Here is a 24,910-nt window from a genome sequence, read left to right as displayed (position 1 = left end):
ACACCCCCTCCACGATCAGAGTCCATCGATGCCACAGCTCCTCAGCCTGGTCACCCTGCTCGTCGACGACTACGACCGCGCCATCGCGCATTACCGCGATGCGCTGGGCTTCGCGCTGCGCGAGGACACCGATCTGGGTGGCGGCAAGCGCTGGGTGCGGGTGGCGCCCGCGGGCGACGGCAGCACCGACCTGTTGCTGGCTGTCGCAAGCACGGACGAGCAGCGTGCGCGCATCGGCGACCAGACCGGTGGACGGGTGGGATTCTTCCTGCAGACCGACGACTTCTGGCGCGACCATGCGCGCATGACCGCCGCCGGCATCGAATTCCTCGAAACCCCGCGTGAGGAGCCCTACGCCACCGTCGCGGTGTTCCGCGATGCCTACGGCAACCGCTGGGACCTGCTGCAACCGAAGGGCTGATCGATCATGAAACTCGTCCTCGCCTCCTCCAACCAGGGCAAGCTGGAAGAACTCCGCGGCCTGCTGGCCGACACCGGCATCGAACTCGTCGCGCAGTCCGACCTGGGCGTGGAGGATGCCGACGAAACCGGCACCACCTTCGTCGAGAACGCGCTGATCAAGGCCCGCCACGCCAGCCTGCAGACCGGACTGCCCGCGCTGGCGGACGACTCCGGCATCTGCGTGGATGCGCTCAATGGCGCGCCCGGCCTGTATTCGGCGCGTTACGCCGCCGAGCACGGCAACGCCGGACGCAACATCGACAAGCTGCTGGACACCTTGAAGGACGTCGCCGCCGAGCAGCGCGGTGCGCACTTCTACTGCGTGCTGGTGCTGCTGCGCCACGCGCACGATCCGCAGCCGCTGATCGTCGAAGGTGAATGGCGCGGGTGCATCCTGCACGAGCGCCGCGGCAGCGGCGGACACGGCTACGATCCGGTGTTCTTCGACCCGCAACGCGGGCAGACCGCGGCAGAGATGCCGCTGGACGAGAAGAACCGCATCAGCCATCGCGGGAAGGCCCTGGCCGGACTGAAGCAGCGGCTGCGCGACCTGCCCTGACCCATGCTGATCCCGCCGCCCCTGTCGCTGTACGTGCACCTGCCGTGGTGCGTGCGCAAATGTCCGTACTGCGACTTCAATTCGCACCAGGGCAACGGCGCGCTGCCGTTCGACGATTACGTCGATGCGCTGCTGCGCGACCTGGACCAGGACCTGCCACTGGTCTGGGGGCGCACCGTACACAGCGTGTTCTTCGGCGGGGGTACGCCCAGCCTGTTTCCGCCGGAAGCGATCGACCGCTTCCTGCAGGGCGCCAGCAGCCGGCTTCGCTTCGCACCGGGGCTGGAGATCACGCTGGAGACCAATCCCGGCACCGCCGAGCATGGCCGTTTCGAGAGCTATCGCGCGGCCGGGGTGAACCGCATCAGCTTCGGCATCCAGAGTTTCGACGATGCGAGCCTGGAGAAACTCGGCCGCATCCACGACAGCCGCGAAGCCGAGCAGGCGGTCAAACTGGCGCAGGATGCCGGCTTCGACAACCTCAACCTCGACTTGATGTACGCCCTGCCCGGGCAGACGCTGGCGATGGCCGAGCACGACCTGCAGCGCGCCTTTGCCCTGCAGCCGGCGCATGTTTCGCACTACCAGCTGACGCTGGAGCCGAACACGGTGTTCTTCGCGCGACCGCCGCAGGGCATCCCCGACGACGACCATGCCTGGGACATGCAGGAGCACTGCCAGGCCTTGCTGGCGGATGCGGGCTACGCGCACTACGAGGTCAGCGCATACGCACGCCCGGGTCGGCGCTGCGCGCACAACCTCAACTATTGGCGTTACGGTGATTACATCGGCATCGGCGCCGGTGCGCACGGCAAGATCACCCTCGGCGCCACGCAACAGATCCTGCGGCGCTGGAAGGTCAAGCATCCGGCGACCTACCTGGCCATCGCCGGCACTCCCCAGGCCATCGGGGGCGACGACGACATCAGCCCCGATCGCCGGCCGTTCGAGTTCATGCTCAACGCGCTGCGGCTGCAGGAAGGCTTCGCGCTGGCCGATTTCACCGCCACCACCGGCTTGCCTCTGACGGCCATCGCGCCGGCGCTGGAACAGGCCTTGCAGCGCGGCTGGCTGGACCTGTCCGAGACCCATGTGCGCCCCACGGCGCTGGGACGGCGGTTCACCAACGATGTGATCGAACTGTTCCTGGAGCCCTGATCCGCACCGGTCCGCACGCACGCCGAGGGAGGGGTGCGCAGGCAACACAGGGTGTGATAATGATGCGGCTACAGGGGAGCCCACTGCACCGATGACCGCGACACGACCGCCTACGTCCGCTGCCGCGCCGACCACGATCGCATCGTCGGCCCTGCCGCCGCGCGTGCGGCGCGTACTGCAGAACCTGCTGGACCATATCGCCACGGATTTCGTGTCGGCACTGAACGGCATGCTGGTGGAGTTCGAGCAGCAGTTGTTCAAGCAGGCCGAGCAGGCCCGCAGCAACAATGCGCAGGCGCAGATCTTCGTGGACCTCCGCTCGCTGCAGAAGAACCGCGGCGACCTGGTGCCGCACTACATGTTCGCGCTGGAGGCGACGCTGGCGGGCATCCGCAGCACGCGGCCGACGAGCGAGCAGCCGCAGGCCAAGCTGGACTACCAGACGCTGACCCTGGTCGAGGACGCGGTGATGGACCAGGAGATCGTGCTGCGCGAAGTCGCGCGCCGGCACGAGCAGCGCGGCAATGCGCAGATCATGATGCTGGGCCAGCGGTTCGGCGTGCTCGCCTGCCGCCCGGCCTACGACGCGGAGACACTGCCGCTGGGGCCGTACCGCCTGTGCCACCTTCTGAAGGACGCGGCCCAGTGCCTCGACCTGTCCATCGACGCGCAACTGGTGCTGTATCGCAGCTTCGACCACAAGGTGATGCTGAATTACACCGAGTGGGCGAACACGGTGAACCAGTTCCTGACCCGCGAGGGCATCCTGCCCGGCCTGGTCTACACGCCGCGACGCGCGCGCAACCTCGAGATCGTGCGTCCACCGAGCGATGAGGCACGCGGTGGCGCGCGACCGATGACCAGTTGGCAGAGCCCGTCCGGCGGCTCGCACTGGGCCACGCTGTCGCCCGAACAGCTGCACGCGGTGGCCGGCGCACTGACTGGCACCCATGACGGCGACGGCCAGATCGCGTCTTCGGCGACCGCCGCCACCGGCGACGCACCTGCCGACGCGGCCGCCAGCGGCGAGCCGGCGCAGGCGATGGCCGGCTCGTTCGAGGTGCTGCAGAAACTGCTCTCCATCCGTCGCGGTGGTCTGCAGGCCGATGCACTGGCCCAGGCAGGCGAGCTTGCCCCTCTCTCCGATCGTGCCAGCGGGAACTCCGGCAGCGGCGCGCGGCGCTCCGGGCACGGTGACGGAGCGCCCGGTGGCGGCGCTGGTGGTGGCAGTAGTGGTCACGGAGGTGGCGGGGGCGGATCGGGCAGCCCGCAAGGCGGCGGATCGCCCGACACGCCCGCTCCGCGTCGCCTGCTGCCCACCCCCGACGTGCTGGGCACGCTGCAGACCCTGCAGAAGGCGCCCTTGCCCGCGCGCACGCCTGACCAGCCGCGCCGTACCGTGGCCGACCTGCAGCAGGTCATGCTCGCCGAGGTCCGCGCCACCCATGGCCCCGGCGCCACGCTGGCCAGCGCGGATTCGGACACCTTCGAGCTGCTCGACCTGCTGTACAACGAGATCGAGCGCGAAGTGCAGCACGATGCGCCCGCCGCCGACATGCTGGTGCGGCTGCAGGTGCCGGTCGTGCAGGCCGCGCTGCGCGACCGCAATTTCTTCCTGCGCGCCCAGCATCCCGCGCGCGACCTCCTCAATACGGTGGCCGAGTCCGGCGCCACCTGGCTGGGCGACGACGACGTCGATCCCCACCTGGTGCAGCGCCTGCACAAGGCCGTCGAAACCGTCGTCGAGACGTACGAAGGCGACGAGACGGTCTTCGAGGACGCCAACCGCGACGTGCAGCAGCACCTGCAGGCGGCTGCGCGCAAGGCCGAACTGGCCGAACGCCGGCAGATCGAGGCCGCGCGCGGCAAGGACCGGCTGGAGATCGCCAAGCAGCGGGCCGTGGATACCATCGAATCGGCCATGGCCGAGGCCAAGCCGCAGAAGTTCGTGCAGGCCCTGCTCAGCCAGGCCTGGGCCGACGTACTGACGCTCACCCAGTTGCGCAACGGCGAGTCGTCCACCGAATGGGCCGACCAGCTGCAGACCACGCTGGAGATCGTCGCGGCCACCACCACCGCGCAGCCGCCCGACCCGGCGCTGGCGGGCAAGATCGAAAAATCGCTGGTCCAGGTGGGCTACCACGAGGACGAAGCCGCGGCGATCGCGCGTCGGCTGTCCAGCGCCGAGGAAGACGAGAGCACCTCGCGCACCGAGTTGACCGCCCGCCTGAAGGCACGCGCCCGCCTGGGCGGCCAGGGCGAGGTGAAGAAGAAGCCGGTACAGCCGCGCACGCCGCAGGAACAGGAGTGCTACGACTACCTGCGCACGCTGCCGTTCGGCACCTGGTTCGAGTTCACCCGCAACCAGCAGGGCGACGTGCAGCGCCAGCGCCTGTCGTGGTTCAGCCCAGTCACCGGCAATGCCCTGTTCGTCAACCAGCGCGGCCAGCGCGTCGGCGAGCACTCGCTGGACACGCTCGCCCACCTCATGGCCAAGGGCCAGGCGCAGGTGGTCACCGAGGATCGTGGCCGCCTGATCGACCGTGCCTGGAACGCCACCCTCAGCGCGCTGCGCAGCCTCACCGGCCGCGGCGGCGAACCCGCAGGAGACGCCGCATGATGCGCGAGTTCCGCCGTGCCCGCCGGCGCGCCGTGGCCAAGCCGGTCGCCGTGTTCGACCTGATGACCGAACAGGTGATCGGCCGGCTGGGGAATCTGTCCGAATCGGGCATGCTGCTGGTCGCCACCGAACCGGTGGTCGACGACGCGCTGTACCAGTTGCGCTTCCACCTGCAGGATGCGCGCGGCCAGGACCAGCCCATCGACGTGGGCGCGCACCTGGTCTGGTCGGCGCCGGCCAACACCCCCGGCCAGGCCTTCGCCGGCCTGCGCTTCCTGACCATCGACCGCGAGCCGCTGGAACGCCTGCGCCAGTGGGTGGCTGCCGGTCCCGAGGCCGAATAGCGCGCCAGGCGACCATCCCCGCAAGGCCCGCGCGGAACGATTGCGGCAGAATGGCGGTTCATTCGTACGAGCCGCCGCCATGAACGCACCCGCCTCCTTCGACACCGACCTCGTCCCGCTGTACGCCGACCACCTGGCGACGATGAAGCGGCGCGCGGACGAAGCGCTGGCGCGCGGCGGCTTCGACCATCTGGTCGTGCCCAGCGGCACGCAGCATTGGCAGGTCTTCGACGACCGCGACTATCCGTATGCGGTCAACCCGCAGTTCAAGGCCTGGCTGCCGCTCACGCGCCTGCCGTACAGCTGGCTGGTGTACACGCCGGGCCAGCGGCCGAAGGTGATCTTCTACCAGCCGTTCGACTACTGGCATGTGGTGCCGGATGCACCGAGTGGCTGGTGGGTGGACCACGTCGACGTCCACATCATCCGCAAGCCGGAAGAGGCCAGCGCCCTGCTGCCGCCGGCCGCACGCAGCGCGATCCTCGGCGAGCCGCAAAGCGCGCTCGGCGACCATGTGCCGAACAATCCCGAACCGGTGATCCAGTACCTGGAGTACCAGCGCTCGTACAAGACGCCGTACGAGATCGCGTTGATGCGGCAGGCACAGCGCCTGGCCGTGCGTGGCCACCGCGCCGCCGAAGCCGCCTTCCGCGCCGGGCAGAGCGAATTCGGCATCCACATGGCCTATTGCACCGCCGTCGGCCAGGACGCCAACGACCTTCCCTACGGCAACATCATCGGCCTCAACGAGCACGCGGCGATCCTCCACTACATGGAACTGCAGCGCGTTGCGCCCGACCCGCTGCGCAGTTTCCTGATCGATGCCGGCGCCAGCTTCCATGGTTACGCCAGCGACATCACCCGCACCTACGCGTACGACACCGGCAGCGAGTTCCAGGCGCTGATCGACGCCGTCGACGCCGCGCAGCAGCGCATGTGCGCCGGCGTGCGCGCGAACGTGGACTACAAGCAACTGCACGTGGACGCGCACCACACGCTGATGGGCATCCTGAAGGACTTCGGCGTGATCACCGTGTCGCCGGAAGCGGCGGTGGCCACCGGCGTCAGCGCTGCCTTCTTCCCGCACGGCCTCGGTCACCCCATCGGCCTGCAGGTGCACGACGTGGCCGGTTTCGCCGCCAGCGACCGCGGCGGCCGCATCGAACGCCCCGCCGGCCACCCCTACCTGCGCATGACCCGCGTGCTGGAACCCGGCATGGTGGTCACCATCGAACCCGGCCTGTACTTCATCGACCTGCTGCTGGACGAGGTGAAGAAGAACGGCCACGCCGACAGCGTCGACTGGGCACGCGTCGATGCCTTCCGCCCCTACGGCGGCATCCGCATCGAGGACGAAGTGCTGTGCACCGAGGGCGATGCCGACAACCTGACGCGGCCGGCGTTTGCGGAAGCAAAGTAGCGCCAGGAATGGCACGTCAGCAGGGGGAGCCATGGCCGGATATCGCGTGAATCTCGGGTTGTGCGCCTTCCTGGTTGCGTCTTGCGCGTGCCAGGATGTTGGCATGCAGGACCATGACGCGTTCCTCGACGCCATGCGTTCGACGTCCACCTCGCCTCATTACGTCAAGATCAGACTGGTGGATGCGGCCAAGGGAAGCGCTCGCGATACCTGCGTGACCGCGAATCTGCTCAGGGGTGCCTTGGACATTGAGGCGAGCTCTCCCAACGACCGCGCCAGTGGGGCAGACATCGACACCTTGCTCGCTTCGAACCACGCGCACGAATTCGCCTTCAGCCATCCCGCCGCCCTCGCCAATTTGCCGAAGCACCCCGAGCCACAGGAAATGGACGAGGCCTCGCGTCTAGTCTCCGGCATCGCAGGACCGGACATCGCACAATCCCTGCAGGAGGGGGATTTGGCGCTCTTTGCTGGCCAAGGTTCGCGTAGGCAGGAACGCACGGCGGCACTGGCCTGCGCACTGATTGCTCGCGGCTACCGCCCCCGCCAAGCCGACCTGACAGGTACGATCATTCTGGATACGTAATGTCGTAGCCCGGTTGAGGCCATCGGCCACACCCGGAGTTCCATGTCTTCGGCTGCAAAGCGTCCCGGGTGCGGTACGCTTACCCGGGTTGCACATACTGAAGGCTTGAGGGCTTCCTCAAGCTTCCGGTTTCGGTTACCGAAGTGATGAAGGGGATTCGATGGCATCGCTTGTGATCCTCGGGCTGCTGCTCGTAGCGACGCTGAACACCGTCAGCACCGTCGTTGTCCTGCGAAGCCCCAGCTTCAACGGCACGCAGCGCATCCTGCAACTGCTCGTCGTCTGGCTGATTCCCGTCGTCGGCGCCATTGTCTGCCTGACGTTCGTGGCGTCGCAATCACGTGACGAAGACTTGACGGTGGACAAGACCGCATTCGTTGACGGCCCGTGTGCCGTGGACGGAAAGCCGGACGAGCATGGCATCGGCGAGTGCGGCGGCGGTGACGGGGATTGAATCGGCACCGTCTTGGATACAGGCACTGCGGCATCGGTTTGACCCTGGCCCGATGCCACCACAGAATCCTTCCGATCCGCAGGAGAATGTGCATGCCGGCAATGGGATACCGCCCATGATGTTCATGATCGGCCAAGGTGAGCGCGTGGTACCGGTGGGGGAGCCGGAGCCGCAGCATTGCCCGCACTGCAACGATGAGCGCGACTTCGAGCCGCAGCTCGCTTACAAGTACGGCGAGTTCGATCTGCTGTTCGGCTTCGTCTACGGCCGGCGTTACCAACTCGCCTGCCCCGAATGCAATCACGGCTGGCGACTGGACCGGCAGCAGGCCGAGCAGCGTTACGGCAAACCAGCCATCCCGTTCCGCCTGCAGTACGGCTTTTTCATCCTGCTCGGCCTGTTCGCCGCCCTCGGTGCGGCCTACCTAGCGAATCCGCCGCTGCCATGACGTCGCTCGCGCCGCTGGATACCGCCCTGCTGCTGCCGATGACGGCGCACGTCGCGCTCGCCGCGTTCCTCTACGTCCTGCTGACGATCGCGCGTGCGCCAGCGATCTGGGGAATCGGCCGTCGCGCGGACGGCAGCAACCCGTGGGTGAAGGTCGAGCCACGCCTCAGCGCCAACCTGTCCAACCAGTTCGAGTGGCCACTGTTCTTCCACATCGCCTGCGTCGTGCTGATGCTGCTCGGTACCGGCACGACCGCCATCGCGTTGGCCTGGGTCTTTGTCGGTGGCCGCCTGCTGCACAGCGGCGTGCAGGTGCTCACGACGAACGTGCGCCTGCGCGGGCTGGTGTTCACTGCGAACTTCGTCGCCGTACTCGGAATGTGGGGCCTGCTGCTGCGAGCGGTGCTGGTCCGCGCATAATCCGCACATCGCACCCCACGGAAGCTCGCATGGCGCTCTTCGATGCTCTCGATCTGCTCGACCTCCTGGACCTGTTCCTGTCCTGGCGCTTCTGGGTCTGCCTGATCGCCGGCGTCGGGCTCGGCTTCGGGGTGTATACCCTCGGCAATGAATCGAACATCGCCACCATCCTCGGCATGGGTATTGGTGTGACTGGCCTGATCACCGGGCTGATCTGGGAATGGCGCCACGACCGCACCCGCTGACGCACGCCGCCACCTCCCGCCATCCATTTGCGAGATACGTTGATGACGACTTCCGACTACCTCCTCATTTCCCGTGGCCAGTGGGACGAGACCGCTTCGAAAGAAGACGTGCAGGACGCTATCGACCGTTTCTATACGTGGTACGAGCGGGGCGTGGCCGAGGGCGTGCTCAAGCCTGGCAGCCGGCTGGAGAATCGCGGCAAACAGGTCTCACGCAACGGGATCACCGACGGTCCGTTTGCCGAGGCGAAGGAGCTGGTGGGTGGCTACTGGTTCATCGTCGCGGAGTCGCTGGACGACGCCGCGCGGATCGCGGCGCAGAACCCCTGCCTCGCGTACGGGCTGAGCCTGGAAATCCGGCCGCTGGAAGCCGCGCCCGCCCGCGCGCAGGACGTGACCAACGAAACGCCGGCAGCCTGGCGCTAGGGCGAGCACTGACGCGCGTTGCCGCGGTTGCGCGGGATGTCCGGCGATGGATGAGCCCGGGACGACCGCTGCGTCATTCGACGGCCGCGGATGCGGACGCCAGTTCCCGTGCGGCCAGGTCGCCCTTCCGCTCGCTGTAGCGGCTGGTCAGGTAGGCGCTGTGGCCGCGCACCATGAGGGTGAACTTCACCAGCTCTTCCATCACGTCGACCACACGATCGTAGTAGGAAGAAGGCTTCATCCGTCCTTCGTCGTCGAACTCCTGCCAGGCCTTTGGTACGGAAGACTGGTTGGGGATCGTCACCATCCGCATCCAGCGGCCCAGCACACGCAGGGCGTTGACCACGTTGAATGACTGGGAGCCGCCGCAGACCTGCATGACCGCCAGGGTGCGGCCCTGCGTGGGACGCATGCCGCCGTCTTCCAGCGGCAGCCAGTCGATCTGGTTCTTGAACACGGCGGTGAGCGTGCCATGGCGCTCCGGGCTGACCCACACCTGGCCTTCGGACCATTCGGAAAGCGCGCGCAGTTCCTGCACCTTGGGATGGTCCTTGCCCACGCTGTCCAGCAGCGGCAGGTCGTGGGGATCGAACACCCGCGTCTCCGCCCCGAAGTGCTGCAGCAGGCGCTCGGCTTCCAGCGCCAGCTTGCGGCTGAAGGACTGCGGCCGCAGCGAGCCGTAGAGGATCAGGATGCGCGGCGGATGACCGGGACCGGCCAGGCCGAGCCTGTCGCCGCCCGGCACGTCGAGGGCCGCCGACACCACATGAGGCAGTCGCATTTCTGTCATGGAAGATTGCTACGCTTCGTTTATTCCAATATTCTAGTTTAATGGAAATAAAGACCGCAACCGCCGCCCTGGCCGCCCTGGGTCAGACCACCCGCCTCTCCGTCTTCCGCCTGCTGGTCGAGGCAGGGCCCGAGGGCCGGATGGTCGGGGAGATCGCCGAAGCGCTGTCGCTTCCCGGCGCCACGCTGTCGTTCCATCTGAAGGAACTGAGCAATGCCGGTCTCATCGAAGGGGAACAGCGTGGCCGCTACATCTGTTACCGGGCGGACTTCGGGCAAATGAACGAGCTGATCGAATTCCTGACCCACAATTGCTGTGGCGGCAAGGCCGACAAGGCCTGCTTGCCCGCCGCGAGCAAGGCCAGGAAGACGCGCGGATGACGGCATCGCCCGCCGCGTCGTCCAGGGCCGTGCCCCTGTCGCAACGGATGGGCGCGTTCGAGCGCCACCTGACGCTGTGGGTCGTGCTCTGCATCGGGGTCGGCACCGGCCTGGGCTACCTCGTTCCGGCGGCCTTCGAAACGCTGGGCGCGCTCGAAGTCGCCAAGGTCAATCTGCCGGTCGCCCTGCTGATCTGGCTGATGATCATCCCGATGCTGCTGAAGATCGACTTCGCCGCGATGGGCGAGGTCCGGCAGCACTGGAAGGGCATCGGCGTCACGGTGTTCGTGAACTGGGCCATCAAACCGTTCTCGATGGCGCTGCTGGCGTGGATCTTCATCCGCCATGTCTTTGCCGACCATCTGCCGGCCGCGCAGATCGATTCCTACGTCGCCGGCCTGATCCTGCTGGCGGCGGCGCCGTGCACGGCGATGGTGTTCGTGTGGAGCCACCTCTGCGACGGCGAGCCGCGCTTCACCTTGAGCCAGGTGGCGTTGAACGACGCGATCATGGTGGTGGCGTTCGCACCGATCGTGGGGCTGTTGCTGGGCATCTCCTCCATCACGGTGCCCTGGTCGACGCTGCTGATCTCGGTGGGGCTGTACATCGTGGTGCCGGTGATCGTGGCGCTGCTGGTGCGGCGCTGGGTGCTGCGCACCGGCGGCGACGCGTCGCTGCAGGCGCTGCTGAAACGGCTGGGGCCGGTGTCGCTGGGCGCGCTGCTGGTGACACTGGTGCTGCTGTTCGGATTCCAGGGCCGACAGATCGTCGACCAGCCGCTGATCATCGCCCTGCTGGCGGTGCCGATCCTGATCCAGGTGTATCTCAACGCAGGCGTGTCGTACTGGCTCAATCGCAAGCTCGGCGTCGCGCACTGCGTGGCCGGCCCCTCGGCGCTGATCGGCGCCAGCAACTTCTTCGAGCTCGCGGTCGCTACCGCGATAGGCGTCTTCGGCGTGCACTCGGGTGCGGCACTGGCCACCGTCGTCGGTGTGCTGGTGGAAGTGCCGGTGATGTTGTCCGTCGTGCGCATCGTCAACGCGTCGAAGCCCTGGTACGAACGCCGCGCCTAATCCCACCCTTCAGGACATCCCATGGACCGCCCCTACAACCTGCTGTTCCTGTGCACGGGAAATTCCGCCCGCAGCATCCTGGCCGAAGCCCTGGCCAACCAAGTGGCCAAGAGCCGCTTCCGCGCCTACAGCGCGGGCAGCCATCCGCGCGGGCGCGTACACCCGATGGCATTGCAGGTGCTGGACGAAGCGGGCATCGCGACGGACGGCTTGCGCAGCAAGCCCTGGGACGAATTCGCCACGCCGGATGCGCCGCCGATGGACCTGATCATCACCGTCTGCGACAAGGCCGCCGGTGAGGCGTGTCCGCTCTGGCCCGGCCATCCGGTGACCGCGCACTGGGGCATCGAAGATCCCGCCTCCGTGGCCGGCTCGCAGGAGCAGGTGCACAAGGCCTTCGGCAAGGCGCTCCAGTTGCTCCAGCATCGCCTGTCGTTGCTGATGGCGCTGCAACCGGAGGCGCTGGACCGCCTGGCACTGGAAACCCGGGTCCGCGAGATCGGCACGGCGTCGTGATCCGGATCCACTTCCCTCTTCCTCTTCCCCACTGAACGAAAGCCTCCTTCATGACCCTCCGCGTTGGCATCAACGGCTTCGGCCGCATGGGCCGCCTCACCCTGCGTGCGGCCTGGGAACATCCCGACCTCCAGTTCGTCCAGATCAACGACCCCGCAGGCGACGCCGCCACGCTGGCGCACCTGCTGGCATTCGATTCGATCCACGGCCGCTGGGACCGCGACATCCACGCCGACGGCGACGCACTGGTGATCGAGGGCAAACGCATCCCGGTGACACGGAACACGGAGATCGCGGCCACCGACTGGTCCGGCTGCGACGTGGTCATCGAGTCATCCGGCAAGTTCCGCAAGCCGGACGTGCTGCAGCCTTATCTGGACCAGGGCGTGAAACGCGTCGTCGTGACGGCGCCGGTGAAGTCGCCCGGCGTGCTCGATGTGGTGGTCGGCGTGAACCATCACCGCTTCGATCCGGCGCAGCATCGCATCGTCTCCGCCGCCTCGTGCACGACCAACTGCTTCGCGCCGGTGGTCAAGGTGATCCACGAAGGCATCGGCATCCGCCACGGCAGCCTCACCACCCTCCACAGCCTGACCAATACGCAGGTGATCGTGGACGCGCCGCACAAGGACCTGCGCCGGGCACGCGCGTGCGGCAGCAGCCTGATCCCGACCTCGACCGGCTCGGCCACCGCCATTGCCGAGATCTTTCCCGAGTTGAAGGGTCGCTTGAACGGTCACGCCGTGCGCGTGCCGCTGACCAATGCGTCGCTGACCGACTGCGTGTTCGAAGTGGAACGTGCGACCACGGTGGAGGAAGTGAACGCGCTGCTGCAGCGCGCGGCCGAGGGCGAACTGGCCGGCATCCTCGGCTACGAGGCACGTCCGCTGGTGTCCATCGACTACCGCACCGACCCGCGCTCCAGCATCATCGATGCGCTGTCCACCATGGTGATCAACGGCACGCAGGTGAAGCTGTACGCCTGGTACGACAACGAGTGGGGCTACGTGAACCGTACCGCCGAACTCGTGCAGCTGGTCGGCAAGGCGGGCTGACCCCGATGCTCGCGCGCCTGTCGGCCGATGTCCGCCAGTACCTGCTGATCACCGGCAACTACTGGGCCTTCACCCTGACCGATGGCGCGCTGCGCATGCTGGTGGTGCTGCACTTCCACCAGCTGGGCTACAGCCCGCTGCAGATCGCGATGCTGTTCCTGTTCTACGAAGTCTTCGGCGTCATCACCAACCTGGTCGGCGGCTGGCTGGGCGCCCGGATCGGGCTCAACCGGACCATGAACATCGGGCTGGCCATGCAGGTCATCGCGCTGTCCATGCTGCTGGTGCCGGCGGTGTGGCTGACGGTGCCGTGGGTGATGGCGGCGCAGGCGCTGTCCGGCGTCGCCAAGGACCTCAACAAGATGAGCGCCAAGAGCAGCATCAAGCTGCTGGTGCCGGGCGAGCAACAGGGCACGCTGTACCGGTGGGTGGCGGCGCTGACGGGATCGAAGAACGCGCTGAAGGGCATCGGCTTCTTCCTCGGCGGCGCGCTGTTGACCACGCTCGGCTTTGCGACCGCGGTGGCCGTGATGGCCGGCGCGCTGCTGCTGGTATGGATGCTCAGTCTGGTGCTGCTGAAGCGCGACCTGGGCAAGGCGAAGGCCAAGCCGAAATTCCGCGACATCTTTTCCAAGAGCCGCGCCATCAACCTGCTGTCGGCGGCGCGCATGTGCCTGTTCGGTGCGCGCGATGTCTGGTTCGTGGTCGCGCTGCCGGTATTCCTGGCCGCCACGCTCGGATGGGATTTCTGGCAGGTCGGCGGCTTCCTCGCCGCGTGGATCATCGGCTACGGCGTGGTGCAGTCGTTCGCGCCCTACCTGACCGGCCGGAAGGTGGGCAAGGTACCCGACGGTCGTGCGGCGACCGGGTGGGCGTTCGTCCTGGCCGCGGTTCCCGCCGTGATGGCGGCGCTGCTTGCCTACGGCACCTCGCCCAGCGGGGTGCTGGTGATCGGGCTGACGGTGTTCGGCGTGCTGTTCGCGCTCAACTCCGCCCTGCACAGCTACCTGATCGTCAGCTACGCCAACGAGGACGGCGTGTCGCTCGACGTCGGGTTCTACTACATGGCCAACGCGATGGGCCGCCTGCTGGGCACCGTGCTGTCGGGCTGGGTCTTCCAGACGTGGGGCCTCACGGCGTGCCTGGCGATCTCCGCGTCGCTGATCCTGCTGGCGGCAGTCGTGTCCCTGGCGCTGCCCGCGGCCTCGCGCGCGCCGGGCCACCCCGATGGAGCGACGTAGCCTGCCGCGACCGGCACGCCGGCGTCTGGGCACGCAGGCCTCTCACGCCTTTTGTGTGAGAAACCGCCCCACGATGGGGCGGGCGCAAGGCATTGAGGTGAGATGACGAGGCTTTTTTCCTCGACCGCAAGGCAGTTTGCTTCGCCGCCATGGCTTTGAACCTCGCCCGCGAAGCTCGAAGGTGAGACGACGAGGCAAAAAGCTTCGGCTCGGCGACGATTCGCGTGAGACGGCGAGGCTTTTTGCCTTGCGGTCGACCTTTTCCGCTCCGGGCGCAGGGCTTTTTGCCTTGGCGTCGAACCTGTGTGGTGCGGCGTCGAGGCTCGGAGGCTTGGCGGCGAGGAAAATGGCCTCGCGCGGCGCGTCCCTCTCACCCCGCCATTGCCGCTTCGATCTCGTCGGCGCTGCGCGCCAGCGCGTCGGTCAGCACCACCGGCTTGCCGGCAGTGACCAGCACGTCGTCCTCGGTGCGGATGCCGATGCCGCGCCACTTGGCGTCGACCGTCACGTCGTCGTGGCCGACGTACAGGCCGGGCTCGATGGTGAAGACCATGCCGGCTTCCAGCAGCCGCGACTGGCCGTCGATGCGGTAGTCGCCCACGTCGTGCACGTCCAGGCCCAGCCAGTGGCCGGTCTTGTGGCGGTAGAAGCGGCGGTAGCTGCCTTCGGCCAGGTTCTTTTCCAGCTTGCCCTTCAGCAGGCCGAGCTTGAGCAGACCCTCGGTCAGCGTTTCGACCGCCGCCACGTGACCGGCCTCGTACGGCACGCCGACGCGGGCGCAGGCCAGTGCGGCTTTCTGCGCCTCGCCGACCAGGTCGTGCAGCGCGCGCTGCGCAGGCGTGAAGCGGCCGTTGACCGGGAACGTGCGGGTGATGTCGGCGGCATAGCCGCGGTACTCGGCGCCGGCGTCGATCAGCACCAGCTCGCCGTCGCGCGCCTGCGCGGTGTTGGCGCGGTAATGCAGTACGCAGGCGTTGCGGCCGGCGCCGACGATGCTGTTGTAGGCCGGCCAGGCGTCGTTGGCGCGGAACACGCGCTCCAGGTCGGCCTGCAGTTCGTACTCGCGGATGCCGGGACGCGCTGCGCGCATCGCCGCGCGGTGCGCGTCCACGCTGATGTCGGCGGCGCGCTGCATCAGCTTGATCTCGTCCTTCGACTTGAACAGCCGCAGGTCGTGCAGCAGGTGGCCGAGTTCGAGGAACTCGTGCGGCGGCTGCGCGCCCTGCTTGATGTGCGCACGCACGTGGCGCACCCAGCCGATCAGCTTGAGGTCGAAGTCGGCATCGCGGCCGAAGTGGTAGTAGACGCGTGAGCGGCCTTCCAGCAGGCCGGGCAGGATCTCGTCCAGGTCGTCGATCGGGTAGGCATCGTCCATGCCGTAGTCGTTGACGGCACCGTCCTGGCCGGCGCGCGGACCGTCCCAGCCTTCGCGCTCGGGATCGCGCTCGCGGCAGAACAGGATCGTCTCGCCATGCTTGCGGCCCGGCACTAGTACCAGCACCGCCTCCGGTTCGGGAAAGCCGCTGAGGTACCAGAAGTCCGAATCCTGCCGGTACGGGTAATGGGTGTCGTGGCTGCGCACGCGCTCGGCGGCGGCGGGCAGCACCAGGATGGCGTCGTTGCCGGCCAGGCGCATCAGCTGCCTGCGGCGGCGCGCGAACTCCGCCGCGCCGATGCCGGCGACCGCCTTCATCAGTTCAGGCTCCGGCGATGCCGGGGCCCGAGCACGCAGTCGCCATGCAGCAGCAGGACGGCGACGCGGACGAATTCTTCCAGTTCGGCCAGCGCGTCCTCGTCTTCCTCGTCATCGCTGCTCTCGGGCGAGGCCTGGGCCAGGCGTGCGAGATCCTGCAACGCCTCCTGACCTTCCTCCGACAGCGGCGGCGAGGCGCCCGCGGCCAGTCCGAACGCACCCAGGAATCCCTGGCACCATGCGAACAGCGCTTCCGCGCGCTCATCCAGCGGGCGGTCCGCGGCAGGCAGCAGCAGATCGAAGGCGAAGCTGCGGTCTTCCAGTTGGGCGACGGCGCACTGGCGCAACTGGTCCAGCGCACTCCCGGATGCCGGTGCCGGCAGCTGGTCGTCGGCCAGCGCGCGCGCCAGCCAGGTGTCGTCGGCGGTGCCGCCGCCGGCCAGCCAGCCGCACAGCGCGCCATGCAGTTCCGATGCGTCCATGGCCAGGCCAAGCTGGCGGGACGCGGCCGCGACATCGGCGATTTCGGGAAGGTCGGGCATAAGAGAACGCAATCCGCCAAGGGTTTCGGACACCCGTGCAAGTGTACCAACGAAAACCCGCCGCCCTCCTTGTTGTGCGTGTCTGCGCATGCCTAAACTCGCGTATTGCCTACACCGCGGACGATCGTCCCCCTCCATGCACGCCCTTCCTGTCGCTGCAATTCTGGCAACGGCGTCCCCGCTGTCGTCCCGGCTGGCCATGGGACTGGCGGGCGTGGTACTGGTGGGCGTGATCGTGATCGGCACGCGCCGCTGGTGGCAGGCCTGGCTGGCGAGCCGGCAGGCGCCGCAGGAGCCGCTGCGCAGCGAAACCCTGCGCAACCGCGACGAGCGCCTGAAGCTGGCGCTGTGGGCCTCGGGCGAGCAGTTCTGGGACTACGACCTGGTGCAGCGCCGGCTCTACCGCATGCGCGCGGACGAAACCGCCGTGCAGACCGCCGACATCACCGTGCTCACGCGCCAGGGCGAAGTGCCCACCATCCACGACGAAGACCTGCCGCTGGTGCAGGAACGCCTGCGCCAGCACCTGCAGGGCAAGACGCCGCTCTTCATGTCAGAACACCGCATGGACATGCAGGGCAACGGCACCTGGGTGTGGGTGCGTGCCCGCGGCCGCGTGGTCGAGCGCGACGGTGAAGGCCAGCCGATCCGCATCGCCGGCACCGCCCGCGACATCACCGCCAGCCGCAACGCCGAGTACGAGCACCGCATCGCCGGCGAAGTGATGCGCAGCATGAACGAGGCGGTGGCCGTGCTGGACTGGGCGCACCAGTTCATCACCATCAACCCGGCCTTCACCCGCATCACCGGGTATGCGGAAGAGGAAGTCATCGGCCAGCCGATGACCATGCTGGACAGCGACCAGCACGAGGATTCGTTCTTCGAGCGCATGCACCGCGAGCTGCGCCTGACCGGGCGCTGGTCGGGCGAGATCTGGAAGGTGCGCAAGGACGGCGAGGAAATCCTCTGCCGGATCGAGACCAACGTGGTGCCCGATGCCAGCGGCGAGCGTCCGCTGTACGTGCAGGTGCTCACCGACATCACCGAGCAGAAGCGCGCCGAACAGGAACTGCGCTACCTGGCCAACTACGACACCCTGACCAGCCTGCCCAACCGCTCGCTGCTGTCCGAGCGCCTGTCGCGCGCGATCGTGCGGGCACGCCGCGAGCACGGGCATGTCGCGGTGCTGTTCATCGACCTGGACCGCTTCAAGGACATCAACGATTCGCTCGGCCACGCCACCGGCGACCGCATCCTGCGCTCGGCGGCCGCGCGCGTGCAGCAGACCGTGGGCACGCAGCACACGGTGGCGCGCCTGAGCGGCGACGAGTTCACCGTGGTGCTCGAGGACATCAACGGCATGCCCGATGCCGAGGACGTGGCCCAGCGCATCATCCACGCCTTCCGCACGCCGCTGAACTTCGGCGAGCGGCTGGAGCTGGCGGTGTCGCCGTCTATCGGCATCAGCCTGTATCCCGAGCATGCCCAGGTGCCGACCGAGCTGCTCAAGCACGCCGACACCGCCATGTACCAGGCCAAGGCGATGGGACGGCACACCTACCAGGTGTATTCGGAGTCGATGGACGAGAAGAACCGCCATCGCGCCATCCTCGCCAGCGCGCTGCGCCGCGCGATCGACCGCAACGAGCTGTCGCTGGTGTTCCAGCCGCGCCTGTCGATCTCGCGCCAGCGGATCACCGGCGTGGAGGCGCTGCTGCGCTGGGACAGCAAGGAATTCGGCATGGTCTCGCCTGCGCAGTTCATCCCGCTGGCCGAAGAGTCGGGAATGATCCTCGAACTCGGCGCCTGGGCGCTGCGCAACGCCTGCCTGACCCTGCGCGAGTGGCACGACGCCGGCCTGGAAGAGCTCAGCGTGGCGGTGAACGTGTCCGCCACCCAGCTGCAGCGCGGCGACCTGCAGACGGTGGTGGCGCGTGCGCTGGAGGAAACCGGCGTGCCGGCCAACCGGCTGGAGCTGGAGCTGACCGAGAGCGTGGTGATGGCCAGCCCCGAGCAGAACGCCGACACCCTGCGCGCCTGTCGCCGGCTGGGCATCTCGCTGGCGATCGACGACTTCGGCACCGGCTATTCGTCGCTGGCCTACCTGAAGCGGCTGCCGCTGACCACGCTGAAGATCGACCGCGAGTTCATCAGCGACCTGACCCACGACACCGACGACGAAGCGATCACCAGCACCATCATCACCATGGGCCAGTCGCTGGCGCTGAAAGTGGTGGCCGAAGGCGTGGAAACCTGGGACCAGTACGAGTTCCTGCGCAACCACGGCTGCGACGAGGTGCAGGGCCACTGGGTCTCGCAGGCGCTGGGCGCCGACCAGTGCCTGCGCTTCATCCGCGATTACTACCCCGGCTCGGGGATCCGCGTCGCGTCCTGAACTGCCTTGTGGGAGCGGCGTCAGTCGCGATCGGGGGCCCGGTATCGCGACTGACGTCGCTCCCGCAGCCCCGGCCGCTTGACCGCCCACCGACCGCATGCCTATCGTGCCCGTCATGGATACCGTCGAACTCCTCGATCAGCTCCGCGCGCTCAGCACGCGCATCCAGGAGGTGGCGGACCGCTGCCAGCGGCTGGCCGACGAAAACCGCAGCCTGCGCCAGCAGCAGGAACACCTGATCGGCGAGCGTTCGCAGCTGCTGGCCAAGAACGAACAGGCGCGTTCGCGGGTGGAAGCGATGATCAGCCGCCTGAAATCCCTGGAGCAGCACACGTGAGCGCCAACGAGCCGGTCAGCGTCCACCTGCTGGACCGCGAATACACCGTCGGCGTCGCGCCCGATGAGCGCTCCAGCCTGATGGCGGCGGCCAAACTGCTGGACAGCCGCATGCGCGAAGTGCGCGGCAGCAACCGTATGGCGGCGGTGGACCGCATCGCCGTGCTGGCCGCGCTCAATCTGGCACACGAATTGCAGCAGCTGCGCGATGAGCAGCACGCGCGCAACCGCGACGTGGAACGCACGCTGCAGGACCTGCACCGCAAACTGGACAGCGTGCTCGGCACACCGTAACGCCGTGCGCACGTCGCCGACTGCGCACTGAATCCGCCGACGAACGGGCTAGGCAAAAAATCCCCACTCGCTATACTGGCTTCGCGTCCTCTGCTGTACTCGACAGTGAGCGCAAACATTCGCCTTGTCCCTTAATTACGACCACGGGAGGGTGACGGTTACCGGGAGTGCAAGTCTGCCTCGCAGCGGAAAGCCCGATGGTTGCCCAACCTTCCCACTTGAACCCCGGGTTCAAGGTCGTTTCGCGAACATCGTGCATGGCGGAGGACGTATTTTTTCCCGCGGCAGCGGCATCAGCCGCGACCCGGCCGGTCCTGTCGCACCCGCCCTTGAGCGGGATGACTTCGAAACGAAGCCGATTGCACAAGGGATCCGACGCACAGGGCCGTGACTGACGCCGCTCCCGCGGTCCCACCGGCAACGCCGGTGCGCATGCCGTAAAATTCGCGCATGCCTGTTCCTTCCCCTTCTTCGCCATGACCGTCGAGCGCGATGCGCTGCGACGCGAATTGCGTGCCCGTCGTCGGGCACTGCCCGCCGCCGAACGGATCGCCGGCGCCGATGCACTGGCCGCACGCCTGCTGGCGCTGCCGTTCTTCCCCACCCGCGGCTACGTGGCCGGCTACTGGGCGATGGATGGCGAGATCGGCCTGCACAGCTGGCAGCTGCGGCTGCCGCCGCCGCTGGTCTACTGTCTACCCGTGCTCTCGGACGACACCACGCTGCGCTTCGTGCCGTGGCGACCGGGCGATGCGCTGGTGACCAACCGCTACGGCATCCCGGAGCCGGACGTGGACCCGCGTTCGGGCCTTTCCGCCGCCGATATGGCCATGATCGTGGTGCCGCTGGTCGGCTTCGACCTTGCCGGGCACCGTCTCGGCATGGGCGGCGGCTGGTACGACCGCACGCTGGCGCCACGCCTGCAGCGCCCCGCGCCGCCATGGCTGGTGGGCGTGGGCTTCGAGGCGCAGCGCGTCGACGCCCTCGACGCGCAGCCTTGGGACGTGCCGCTGGACGCGGTCTGCACCGAGCGCGCCACACTGCTTTCCCCTTCCCTGCAGGACGCCCCGCCATGACGGCACGCAAGCACTACTGGCTGATGAAGTCCGAACCGGACGCCTTCTCCATCGACGACCTGAAGAAGGTCGGCACGGAGCCGTGGAACGGCGTGCGCAACTACCAGGCGCGCAACTTCATGCGCGCCATGCAGGTAGGCGACGGCGTGCTGTTCTACCACTCCAACTGCAAGGAGCCGGGCATCGTCGGCACCGCGACCGTGGCCGCCACGGCGTACCCGGACGAGACCCAGTTCAATCCGAAGTCCGACTACTACGACCCCAAGAGCACGCGCGAAGACCCGCGCTGGTCGCTGGTGGACGTGAAGTTCGAGCGCAAGCTCACGCGCACCATCACGCTGGACGAGATCAAGCAGCACGCCGACGACCTGGGCGACGGCTTCGCGCTGATCCAGCGCGGCAGCCGCCTGTCCGTGCTGCCGGTCACCGCCGCGCAATGGAAGTACCTGCTGGCGCTGGAATAACCGCACCCCCCGTAGGCGCGACGCCAGTCGCGACCGTGTGCCGTGGAGGACAGGAAAGCCGCAGCACGGTGAATGCCTCCTCCCTGCCGCACCGGATTCCCGATGTTCCATCTTCCCGGTCGCGACTGACGTCGCTCCCACACCGCCCCTCCTCCTTTACACGAGTGTTCAATCCATGAGCGAAGCAAAGCGCCTGGCCGGCGAGAAGGCCATCGAGTTCGTCGAGGACGGCATGATCGTCGGCGTCGGCACCGGTTCCACCGTGGCGTATTTCATCGATGCACTGGGCGCGATCAAGGACCGCATCAAGGGCGCGGTGTCCAGTTCCGAACAGAGCACGGCGCGCCTGAAGCAGCACGGCATCGAGGTGCTCGACCTCAACCACACCGGCACGCTGTCGCTATATGTGGACGGCGCCGACGAGTGCGATCCGCACAAGCGGCTCATCAAGGGTGGTGGCGCGGCGCTGACGCGCGAGAAGATCATCGCCGAAGCCAGCAAGCAGTTCGTCTGCATCATCGACCCGAGCAAGCAGGTGCCCGTGCTGGGCAGGTTCCCGCTGCCGGTGGAAGTGATTCCGATGGCGCGCAGCCTGGTGGCGCGCGAAATCCTCGCTCTGACCGGCGGCCAGCCGGTGTGGCGCGACGGCGTGACCACCGACAACGGCAACGTGGTGCTGGATATCCACAACCTGTCGATCACCGATCCGGTGGCGATGGAGCGCGAGATCAACCAGATTCCGGGCGTGGTCGCGGTGGGCCTGTTCGCCCGCCGTCCGGCGGACATCGTGATCGTCGGCGGCGAGCCGCCGCGCGTCCTCAGCTGACACGATGCACCCGATGCCCGCTGCACGTGCCCTGCTGTTCGCCCTGCTGATGGCGGCCGGCAGCGCCGCGGCGGGGAACGATCCCGTTCTCGCGCCACCGGCGGAGGCACTGCCGCCGGCCGCCGAAGCGATGCGCGACGAGCTGCAACGGATCGTGGCGGCGCGCGACCTTCAGGCGCTGCGCGCGCACGTGCGCGAGGACACCACGCTGAGTTTCGGCGGCGACAGCGGACCGCAGGGTTTCGACGCCGTCTGGGCCACCGATGCCGCCGCCACGCGCGCGCTGTGGCGCGTGCTGGACGCCCTGCTTGCGCTACCGGGTGTCGCCCGGAGCGAAGAAGGCAAGGACATCTACTGCGCGCCCTACGTGTTCTGCCTGCCTTATCCCGCCGACATCGACGTGTTCGACGCACAAGTCGTGCTGGGCCGCGATGTCGCGGTGAGGGCGCAACCCGGTCCGCAGGCGCCGGTCGTCACGCGGGTCAGCCACGTAGTGCTGACGGCCCTCGATGACGCCACCGGCGCGTCCACGCCCGGCTGGGTGCATGTACGCCTGGCATCGGGCCAGCAGGGTTATGTCGCCGGCACGCTGCTGCGGAGCCCGCTCGACTACCGGCTCTCACTCGTGAGCGAGGGTGACGGGCGCTGGCGCATCCAGTACTTCGTCGCCGGCGACTGAGCACGGCCGCGGGCGAGGTCAGCCATCCGACAGCGCCTTGACCAGATCGCCGACCAGCTCGCGCTTCTTCGCAGGCAGCTGCAGATACGCGTCGATGACGTGGCGTTCGCGGCTGCCGACGCCGGCAGGCCATGCGGCACGCGTCTCTGCCACGCGCGACCGCGCGGAGGTCCCGAAGCGCAACGCCTGCGGTTCCACGCCCAGCAGGTCCGCGATCACCTGCAGTTTGTCCTGCGCGGGGATCGCCTTGCCGGACAACCAGCGCGAGGTCGTCTGGAATGTGACCGAACGGCCGCGATAGTGGCTGTTGAACAGATTGAACAGCACCTTCGGACGCACGTCGTAGCCCGCCTGCTGCATGGCATTCGCCAGCCGTTGCGAGAATTTTTCGCGCTCGTTGCCCATGTCGGCAACGTTAGCGGCGTGAAATCACACATATTCACTATCCAAGTTAATTGACGCGCACTTTTTGAGTTCATAGAGTGGCCCCGCACCGTGCGCACAGCTGGACCTTCGCACGATGCAAGGCCACCCACGGACACAGGAAGACGCCGATGACCTCGAAGGATCGTGACACCCAAGACCTGCTCCCGCCCGACGACGCGGACGGCCTCCCGCTGCTGCCGCGCGAGGCACCGCCGCCATCGCTCGACGATGCGCTGCACCTGCTGCAGGCAGACCCCGGCCACAGCCTCGCCGACCCCGGCCTCGCGCGCCTGCCGCCCGCAGGCCTCGACCGTCTGTTCCTGGCCGCCCGACGCCAAGCCGAACGCAACCACGACGGCATCCTGCTGCTGCTCGACCTGCTGCACCTCGCCCAGCGCGCGGAAGGAGCCAGCCATCGGCGGTTGCTGACGGGCGTCGTCCGCCAGCTGCGCCACCACGTGGAGGACCAACAGCGCTGGCAGGCACTGGCCGACAACGCCGCGTACTACCGCGATAACCCGCAGGTGGCCGAACGCGTGGCGGCGCGGTTGCCGCTGCGCTGACGGCGGCCGCCTGCGACGCTGGCGCTACACTAGGGACCTCTTCCTGCCGTCGGATTTCGACATGCGTCTTTGCCAGGTGTTCGTCGTCGCTTTCGCCCTCCTCCTCAGCGCCTGCGCCAATGGGGGCCCCTGGGTCGAAGTCGGTGGCGAGCGCTTCACGGTGGAGATCGCGGACGACGATACCGAGCGCGCGCGCGGGCTGATGTTCCGCGATGAGCTGGCGGCCGGCACCGGCATGCTGTTCATCCACGACGCCGAAGAACCGCTGGCCTACTGGATGAAGAACACGCGCATCCCGCTCGACATCCTGTACTTCGACAGCGCACGCAAACTGGTGAGCCAGCAGCGCAACGTGCCGCCCTGCTCCGGCGGCGACAGCTGCCCGACCTACCCCAGCGCCCAGCCGGCCCGCTACGTGCTGGAGCTCAATGCCGGCGAAGCCGAGCGCCTGAAGCTGCAGGACGGTGCTGAACTGGGTTTCGGAAAGGGCATTCCGCCCGTCCGCTGAGGCTTGATTGTGGCGGCGAATGGCCGCAGTCTGTGGCCATGGGGGATCGACTGACATTGCCGGAATGGAATGCGTTGGCCGGCCTGGCGGATGACACCGTGCCGCTGCTGGAGACCGCGCTGCTGATCGCGCGCGATGAATACCCCGATCTCGACGCCGACCTGTACGACACGCTGGTCCAGAGCCATGCCGGGCACCTGCGCCACGAGATCGACACCATCGAACCGTGGCCGCTGAAAATGGCGGCGATCAACCGGCATCTGTTCGACGAGCTGGGCTACACCGGCAACCACGACGAGTACTACGACCCGCGCAACAGCTATCTGAACCAGGTGTTCGAGCGCCGGCTCGGCAATCCGGTGTCGCTGGCGATGGTGCAGATCGAAGTCGCGCGCCGGCTTGGCGTACCGCTGGATGGCGTGTCCTTCCCCGGCCATTTCCTGGTCCGCCTGCCGGTCGACGACGGCCTGCTGGTCATGGACCCGTTCAACGGTGGCCGGCCGCTGGGCGTGGACGAACTGCGCGAACGCGCCAAGCCTCACCTGGGCGGCGATGTGCCCGACGACAACGCGCTGCTGCATATCCTCAACCCCGCCTCGCCCCGCGCCATTCTGGTACGCACCCTGCGCAACCTGCACGGCGTCTACGCCGAGCGCGAGGAATGGGATCGTGCCGCGCGCAGTGCTGATCGCGTGCTGAAGCTGACCCCCGACCAGCCCGAAGCGCTGCGCGACCGCGGCCTGGCCTACCTGAAGATGGACTACAAGGCCGGCGCGCAACGCGACCTGGCCCGTTACCTGCACCTGGTGCCGGAAGCGAACGATGCGCCGGCGATGCGGGAGCAACTGGTGGAGCTCAGCGCGGTCCGTACGTCGCGGATGCATTGATGCGCGCCGCTGGAGACGGATGTGG

At 67.7% G+C, this 24,910-nt stretch carries 31 protein-coding genes and 1 other RNA gene; 28 read left to right on the top strand and 4 right to left on the bottom strand.

The genetic code is table 11. The annotated features are described in order from the left end of the window. Positions 1-28 precede the first annotated feature (28 nt). The 12 genes from ASD77_RS08870 to ASD77_RS08815 all read left to right on the top strand — a co-directional run bounded on the left by ASD77_RS08870 (position 29) and on the right by ASD77_RS08815 (position 9,141). Entirely contained in the window at positions 29-421 is a 393-nt protein-coding gene (locus ASD77_RS08870) for a VOC family protein (RefSeq protein WP_055940075.1), read from the top strand. Positions 422-424: 3 nt separating this feature from the next. Beyond that, entirely contained in the window at positions 425-1,021 is a 597-nt protein-coding gene (gene rdgB, locus ASD77_RS08865; protein WP_200947389.1) for an RdgB/HAM1 family non-canonical purine NTP pyrophosphatase, read from the top strand. A gap of 3 nt (positions 1,022-1,024) precedes the next feature. After that, a complete protein-coding gene (hemW, locus tag ASD77_RS08860; RefSeq protein ID WP_055940071.1) occupies positions 1,025-2,179 on the top strand; it encodes a radical SAM family heme chaperone HemW in 1,155 nt (384 codons plus the stop codon). A 91-nt stretch (positions 2,180-2,270) separates the two neighbouring features. Beyond that, positions 2,271-4,799: a DUF1631 domain-containing protein gene (locus ASD77_RS08855; protein ID WP_055940069.1), complete on the top strand. Its 2,529-nt coding sequence runs from the start codon at positions 2,271-2,273 to the stop codon at positions 4,797-4,799. Beyond that, entirely contained in the window at positions 4,796-5,143 is a 348-nt protein-coding gene (locus ASD77_RS08850; protein WP_055940066.1) for a PilZ domain-containing protein, read from the top strand. The genes ASD77_RS08855 and ASD77_RS08850 overlap by 4 nt, the downstream gene beginning before the upstream one ends. 79 nt (positions 5,144-5,222) lie before the next feature. Continuing rightward, the gene (gene pepQ, locus ASD77_RS08845; RefSeq protein ID WP_055940064.1) at positions 5,223-6,563 is read left to right on the top strand and encodes a Xaa-Pro dipeptidase; all 1,341 of its coding nucleotides are present in this window, start codon (positions 5,223-5,225) and stop codon (positions 6,561-6,563) included. A gap of 103 nt (positions 6,564-6,666) precedes the next feature. Continuing rightward, the gene (locus tag ASD77_RS08840; RefSeq protein ID WP_156383533.1) at positions 6,667-7,149 is read left to right on the top strand and encodes a hypothetical protein; all 483 of its coding nucleotides are present in this window, start codon (positions 6,667-6,669) and stop codon (positions 7,147-7,149) included. A 160-nt stretch (positions 7,150-7,309) separates the two neighbouring features. Further along, positions 7,310-7,603 (top strand): hypothetical protein, encoded by a 294-nt coding sequence (locus ASD77_RS08835; protein ID WP_055940061.1) that lies wholly within the window; start codon positions 7,310-7,312, stop codon positions 7,601-7,603. Positions 7,604-7,727: 124 nt separating this feature from the next. Then, positions 7,728-8,051: a hypothetical protein gene (locus tag ASD77_RS08830; protein WP_235578499.1), complete on the top strand. Its 324-nt coding sequence runs from the start codon at positions 7,728-7,730 to the stop codon at positions 8,049-8,051. Then, complete coding sequence (locus tag ASD77_RS08825; RefSeq protein WP_055940060.1) at positions 8,048-8,470, top strand: MAPEG family protein; 423 nt, start codon at positions 8,048-8,050, stop codon at positions 8,468-8,470. The genes ASD77_RS08830 and ASD77_RS08825 overlap by 4 nt, the downstream gene beginning before the upstream one ends. Before the next feature lie 29 nt (positions 8,471-8,499). Beyond that, on the top strand, positions 8,500-8,715 hold the full coding sequence (locus tag ASD77_RS08820; protein WP_055940059.1) for a hypothetical protein: 216 nt from the start codon (positions 8,500-8,502) through the stop codon (positions 8,713-8,715). A 42-nt stretch (positions 8,716-8,757) separates the two neighbouring features. After that, positions 8,758-9,141, top strand: a complete 384-nt coding sequence (locus ASD77_RS08815) for a YciI family protein (RefSeq protein ID WP_055940057.1) — start codon at positions 8,758-8,760, stop codon at positions 9,139-9,141. Between the two features lie 73 nt (positions 9,142-9,214). Here the strand turns inward: ASD77_RS08815 and arsH are convergent, their stop codons facing one another. Beyond that, the gene (gene arsH / locus ASD77_RS08810; RefSeq protein ID WP_055940055.1) at positions 9,215-9,931 is read right to left on the bottom strand and encodes an arsenical resistance protein ArsH; all 717 of its coding nucleotides are present in this window, start codon (positions 9,929-9,931) and stop codon (positions 9,215-9,217) included. Positions 9,932-9,972: 41 nt separating this feature from the next. Here arsH and ASD77_RS08805 point away from each other — a divergent pair, with 41 nt between their 5' ends. From ASD77_RS08805 to arsJ, 5 genes are read left to right on the top strand one after another with little or no spacing between them, the layout of a single operon-like run. Beyond that, positions 9,973-10,311, top strand: a complete 339-nt coding sequence (locus ASD77_RS08805) for a metalloregulator ArsR/SmtB family transcription factor (RefSeq protein WP_055940054.1) — start codon at positions 9,973-9,975, stop codon at positions 10,309-10,311. A 47-nt stretch (positions 10,312-10,358) separates the two neighbouring features. Beyond that, complete coding sequence (gene arsB / locus ASD77_RS08800; protein ID WP_055941204.1) at positions 10,359-11,384, top strand: ACR3 family arsenite efflux transporter; 1,026 nt, start codon at positions 10,359-10,361, stop codon at positions 11,382-11,384. A gap of 21 nt (positions 11,385-11,405) precedes the next feature. Beyond that, positions 11,406-11,900 (top strand): arsenate reductase ArsC, encoded by a 495-nt coding sequence (locus tag ASD77_RS08795; protein WP_055940051.1) that lies wholly within the window; start codon positions 11,406-11,408, stop codon positions 11,898-11,900. A gap of 50 nt (positions 11,901-11,950) precedes the next feature. Beyond that, complete coding sequence (locus ASD77_RS08790) at positions 11,951-12,955, top strand: ArsJ-associated glyceraldehyde-3-phosphate dehydrogenase (RefSeq protein WP_055940049.1); 1,005 nt, start codon at positions 11,951-11,953, stop codon at positions 12,953-12,955. A 5-nt stretch (positions 12,956-12,960) separates the two neighbouring features. Then, a complete protein-coding gene (arsJ, locus tag ASD77_RS08785) occupies positions 12,961-14,196 on the top strand; it encodes an organoarsenical effux MFS transporter ArsJ (protein WP_055940046.1) in 1,236 nt (411 codons plus the stop codon). Positions 14,197-14,566: 370 nt separating this feature from the next. Here arsJ and ASD77_RS08780 read toward each other — a convergent pair whose 3' ends face one another. Both ASD77_RS08780 and ASD77_RS08775 read right to left on the bottom strand, forming a co-directional pair. Continuing rightward, positions 14,567-15,889, bottom strand: a complete 1,323-nt coding sequence (locus ASD77_RS08780) for an aminopeptidase P N-terminal domain-containing protein (protein ID WP_055940045.1) — start codon at positions 15,887-15,889, stop codon at positions 14,567-14,569. Then, the gene (locus ASD77_RS08775) at positions 15,889-16,431 is read right to left on the bottom strand and encodes a UPF0149 family protein (RefSeq protein WP_055940042.1); all 543 of its coding nucleotides are present in this window, start codon (positions 16,429-16,431) and stop codon (positions 15,889-15,891) included. The genes ASD77_RS08780 and ASD77_RS08775 overlap by 1 nt, the downstream gene beginning before the upstream one ends. Before the next feature lie 136 nt (positions 16,432-16,567). On the opposite strand from ASD77_RS08775, the gene ASD77_RS08770 reads away from it, so the two are divergent. The 8 genes from ASD77_RS08770 to ASD77_RS08740 all read left to right on the top strand — a co-directional run bounded on the left by ASD77_RS08770 (position 16,568) and on the right by ASD77_RS08740 (position 22,501). Continuing rightward, complete coding sequence (locus ASD77_RS08770) at positions 16,568-18,826, top strand: GGDEF and EAL domain-containing protein (RefSeq protein ID WP_055940040.1); 2,259 nt, start codon at positions 16,568-16,570, stop codon at positions 18,824-18,826. A gap of 115 nt (positions 18,827-18,941) precedes the next feature. After that, entirely contained in the window at positions 18,942-19,163 is a 222-nt protein-coding gene (locus tag ASD77_RS08765; protein ID WP_055940039.1) for a TIGR02449 family protein, read from the top strand. Further along, positions 19,160-19,456, top strand: a complete 297-nt coding sequence (locus ASD77_RS08760) for a cell division protein ZapA (RefSeq protein WP_055940037.1) — start codon at positions 19,160-19,162, stop codon at positions 19,454-19,456. The genes ASD77_RS08765 and ASD77_RS08760 overlap by 4 nt, the downstream gene beginning before the upstream one ends. Before the next feature lie 84 nt (positions 19,457-19,540). Then, positions 19,541-19,727, top strand: a non-coding RNA gene (gene ssrS, locus ASD77_RS17735) — 6S RNA. A 205-nt stretch (positions 19,728-19,932) separates the two neighbouring features. Then, positions 19,933-20,532 (top strand): 5-formyltetrahydrofolate cyclo-ligase, encoded by a 600-nt coding sequence (locus ASD77_RS08755; RefSeq protein WP_055940035.1) that lies wholly within the window; start codon positions 19,933-19,935, stop codon positions 20,530-20,532. Further along, the gene (locus ASD77_RS08750) at positions 20,529-20,996 is read left to right on the top strand and encodes an EVE domain-containing protein (RefSeq protein ID WP_055940033.1); all 468 of its coding nucleotides are present in this window, start codon (positions 20,529-20,531) and stop codon (positions 20,994-20,996) included. The genes ASD77_RS08755 and ASD77_RS08750 overlap by 4 nt, the downstream gene beginning before the upstream one ends. A 175-nt stretch (positions 20,997-21,171) precedes the next feature. After that, positions 21,172-21,822, top strand: coding sequence for a ribose-5-phosphate isomerase RpiA (gene rpiA / locus ASD77_RS08745; protein ID WP_055940031.1), 651 nt, complete (start codon positions 21,172-21,174; stop codon positions 21,820-21,822). 13 nt (positions 21,823-21,835) lie between these two features. Continuing rightward, entirely contained in the window at positions 21,836-22,501 is a 666-nt protein-coding gene (locus tag ASD77_RS08740; RefSeq protein WP_055940029.1) for an SH3 domain-containing protein, read from the top strand. A gap of 18 nt (positions 22,502-22,519) precedes the next feature. Here the strand turns inward: ASD77_RS08740 and ASD77_RS08735 are convergent, their stop codons facing one another. After that, the gene (locus tag ASD77_RS08735) at positions 22,520-22,906 is read right to left on the bottom strand and encodes a transcriptional regulator (protein ID WP_055940027.1); all 387 of its coding nucleotides are present in this window, start codon (positions 22,904-22,906) and stop codon (positions 22,520-22,522) included. Between the two features lie 149 nt (positions 22,907-23,055). Between ASD77_RS08735 and ASD77_RS08730 the strand changes: the two genes are divergently transcribed. The 3 genes from ASD77_RS08730 (at position 23,056) to ASD77_RS08720 (ending at position 24,885) form a co-directional block, all read left to right on the top strand. Next, entirely contained in the window at positions 23,056-23,490 is a 435-nt protein-coding gene (locus ASD77_RS08730; RefSeq protein WP_055940025.1) for a hypothetical protein, read from the top strand. 61 nt (positions 23,491-23,551) lie between these two features. Further along, on the top strand, positions 23,552-23,998 hold the full coding sequence (locus ASD77_RS08725; RefSeq protein ID WP_055940023.1) for a DUF192 domain-containing protein: 447 nt from the start codon (positions 23,552-23,554) through the stop codon (positions 23,996-23,998). A gap of 38 nt (positions 23,999-24,036) precedes the next feature. Then, complete coding sequence (locus ASD77_RS08720) at positions 24,037-24,885, top strand: SirB1 family protein (RefSeq protein ID WP_055940021.1); 849 nt, start codon at positions 24,037-24,039, stop codon at positions 24,883-24,885. Positions 24,886-24,910: the final 25 nt, after the last annotated feature.

The sequence above is a fragment of the Pseudoxanthomonas sp. Root65 genome, assembly GCF_001427635.1.
Lineage (GTDB): Bacteria > Pseudomonadota > Gammaproteobacteria > Xanthomonadales > Xanthomonadaceae > Pseudoxanthomonas_A.
This window is presented reverse-complemented; position numbering and strand designations above follow the sequence as displayed.

Excerpts from the sequence above, each read along its gene's own strand:
- ASD77_RS08870 (WP_055940075.1), top strand. The coding sequence starts at position 29 with ATGCCACAGCTCCTCAGCCTGGTCACCCTGCTCGTCGACGACTACGAC.
- hemW (WP_055940071.1), top strand. The coding sequence starts at position 1,025 with ATGCTGATCCCGCCGCCCCTGTCGCTGTACGTGCACCTGCCGTGGTGC.
- ASD77_RS08855 (WP_055940069.1), top strand. The coding sequence starts at position 2,271 with ATGACCGCGACACGACCGCCTACGTCCGCTGCCGCGCCGACCACGATC.
- ASD77_RS08850 (WP_055940066.1), top strand. The coding sequence starts at position 4,796 with ATGATGCGCGAGTTCCGCCGTGCCCGCCGGCGCGCCGTGGCCAAGCCG.
- pepQ (WP_055940064.1), top strand. The coding sequence starts at position 5,223 with ATGAACGCACCCGCCTCCTTCGACACCGACCTCGTCCCGCTGTACGCC.
- ASD77_RS08840 (WP_156383533.1), top strand. The coding sequence starts at position 6,667 with ATGCAGGACCATGACGCGTTCCTCGACGCCATGCGTTCGACGTCCACC.
- ASD77_RS08835 (WP_055940061.1), top strand. The coding sequence starts at position 7,310 with ATGGCATCGCTTGTGATCCTCGGGCTGCTGCTCGTAGCGACGCTGAAC.
- ASD77_RS08830 (WP_235578499.1), top strand. The coding sequence starts at position 7,728 with ATGATCGGCCAAGGTGAGCGCGTGGTACCGGTGGGGGAGCCGGAGCCG.
- ASD77_RS08825 (WP_055940060.1), top strand. The coding sequence starts at position 8,048 with ATGACGTCGCTCGCGCCGCTGGATACCGCCCTGCTGCTGCCGATGACG.
- ASD77_RS08820 (WP_055940059.1), top strand. The coding sequence starts at position 8,500 with ATGGCGCTCTTCGATGCTCTCGATCTGCTCGACCTCCTGGACCTGTTC.
- ASD77_RS08815 (WP_055940057.1), top strand. The coding sequence starts at position 8,758 with ATGACGACTTCCGACTACCTCCTCATTTCCCGTGGCCAGTGGGACGAG.
- arsH (WP_055940055.1), bottom strand. The coding sequence starts at position 9,931 with ATGACAGAAATGCGACTGCCTCATGTGGTGTCGGCGGCCCTCGACGTG.
- ASD77_RS08805 (WP_055940054.1), top strand. The coding sequence starts at position 9,973 with ATGGAAATAAAGACCGCAACCGCCGCCCTGGCCGCCCTGGGTCAGACC.
- arsB (WP_055941204.1), top strand. The coding sequence starts at position 10,359 with ATGGGCGCGTTCGAGCGCCACCTGACGCTGTGGGTCGTGCTCTGCATC.
- ASD77_RS08795 (WP_055940051.1), top strand. The coding sequence starts at position 11,406 with ATGGACCGCCCCTACAACCTGCTGTTCCTGTGCACGGGAAATTCCGCC.
- ASD77_RS08790 (WP_055940049.1), top strand. The coding sequence starts at position 11,951 with ATGACCCTCCGCGTTGGCATCAACGGCTTCGGCCGCATGGGCCGCCTC.
- arsJ (WP_055940046.1), top strand. The coding sequence starts at position 12,961 with ATGCTCGCGCGCCTGTCGGCCGATGTCCGCCAGTACCTGCTGATCACC.
- ASD77_RS08780 (WP_055940045.1), bottom strand. The coding sequence starts at position 15,889 with ATGAAGGCGGTCGCCGGCATCGGCGCGGCGGAGTTCGCGCGCCGCCGC.
- ASD77_RS08775 (WP_055940042.1), bottom strand. The coding sequence starts at position 16,431 with ATGCCCGACCTTCCCGAAATCGCCGATGTCGCGGCCGCGTCCCGCCAG.
- ASD77_RS08770 (WP_055940040.1), top strand. The coding sequence starts at position 16,568 with ATGCACGCCCTTCCTGTCGCTGCAATTCTGGCAACGGCGTCCCCGCTG.
- ASD77_RS08765 (WP_055940039.1), top strand. The coding sequence starts at position 18,942 with ATGGATACCGTCGAACTCCTCGATCAGCTCCGCGCGCTCAGCACGCGC.
- ASD77_RS08755 (WP_055940035.1), top strand. The coding sequence starts at position 19,933 with ATGACCGTCGAGCGCGATGCGCTGCGACGCGAATTGCGTGCCCGTCGT.
- ASD77_RS08750 (WP_055940033.1), top strand. The coding sequence starts at position 20,529 with ATGACGGCACGCAAGCACTACTGGCTGATGAAGTCCGAACCGGACGCC.
- rpiA (WP_055940031.1), top strand. The coding sequence starts at position 21,172 with ATGAGCGAAGCAAAGCGCCTGGCCGGCGAGAAGGCCATCGAGTTCGTC.
- ASD77_RS08740 (WP_055940029.1), top strand. The coding sequence starts at position 21,836 with ATGCCCGCTGCACGTGCCCTGCTGTTCGCCCTGCTGATGGCGGCCGGC.
- ASD77_RS08735 (WP_055940027.1), bottom strand. The coding sequence starts at position 22,906 with ATGGGCAACGAGCGCGAAAAATTCTCGCAACGGCTGGCGAATGCCATG.
- ASD77_RS08730 (WP_055940025.1), top strand. The coding sequence starts at position 23,056 with ATGACCTCGAAGGATCGTGACACCCAAGACCTGCTCCCGCCCGACGAC.
- ASD77_RS08725 (WP_055940023.1), top strand. The coding sequence starts at position 23,552 with ATGCGTCTTTGCCAGGTGTTCGTCGTCGCTTTCGCCCTCCTCCTCAGC.
- ASD77_RS08720 (WP_055940021.1), top strand. The coding sequence starts at position 24,037 with ATGGGGGATCGACTGACATTGCCGGAATGGAATGCGTTGGCCGGCCTG.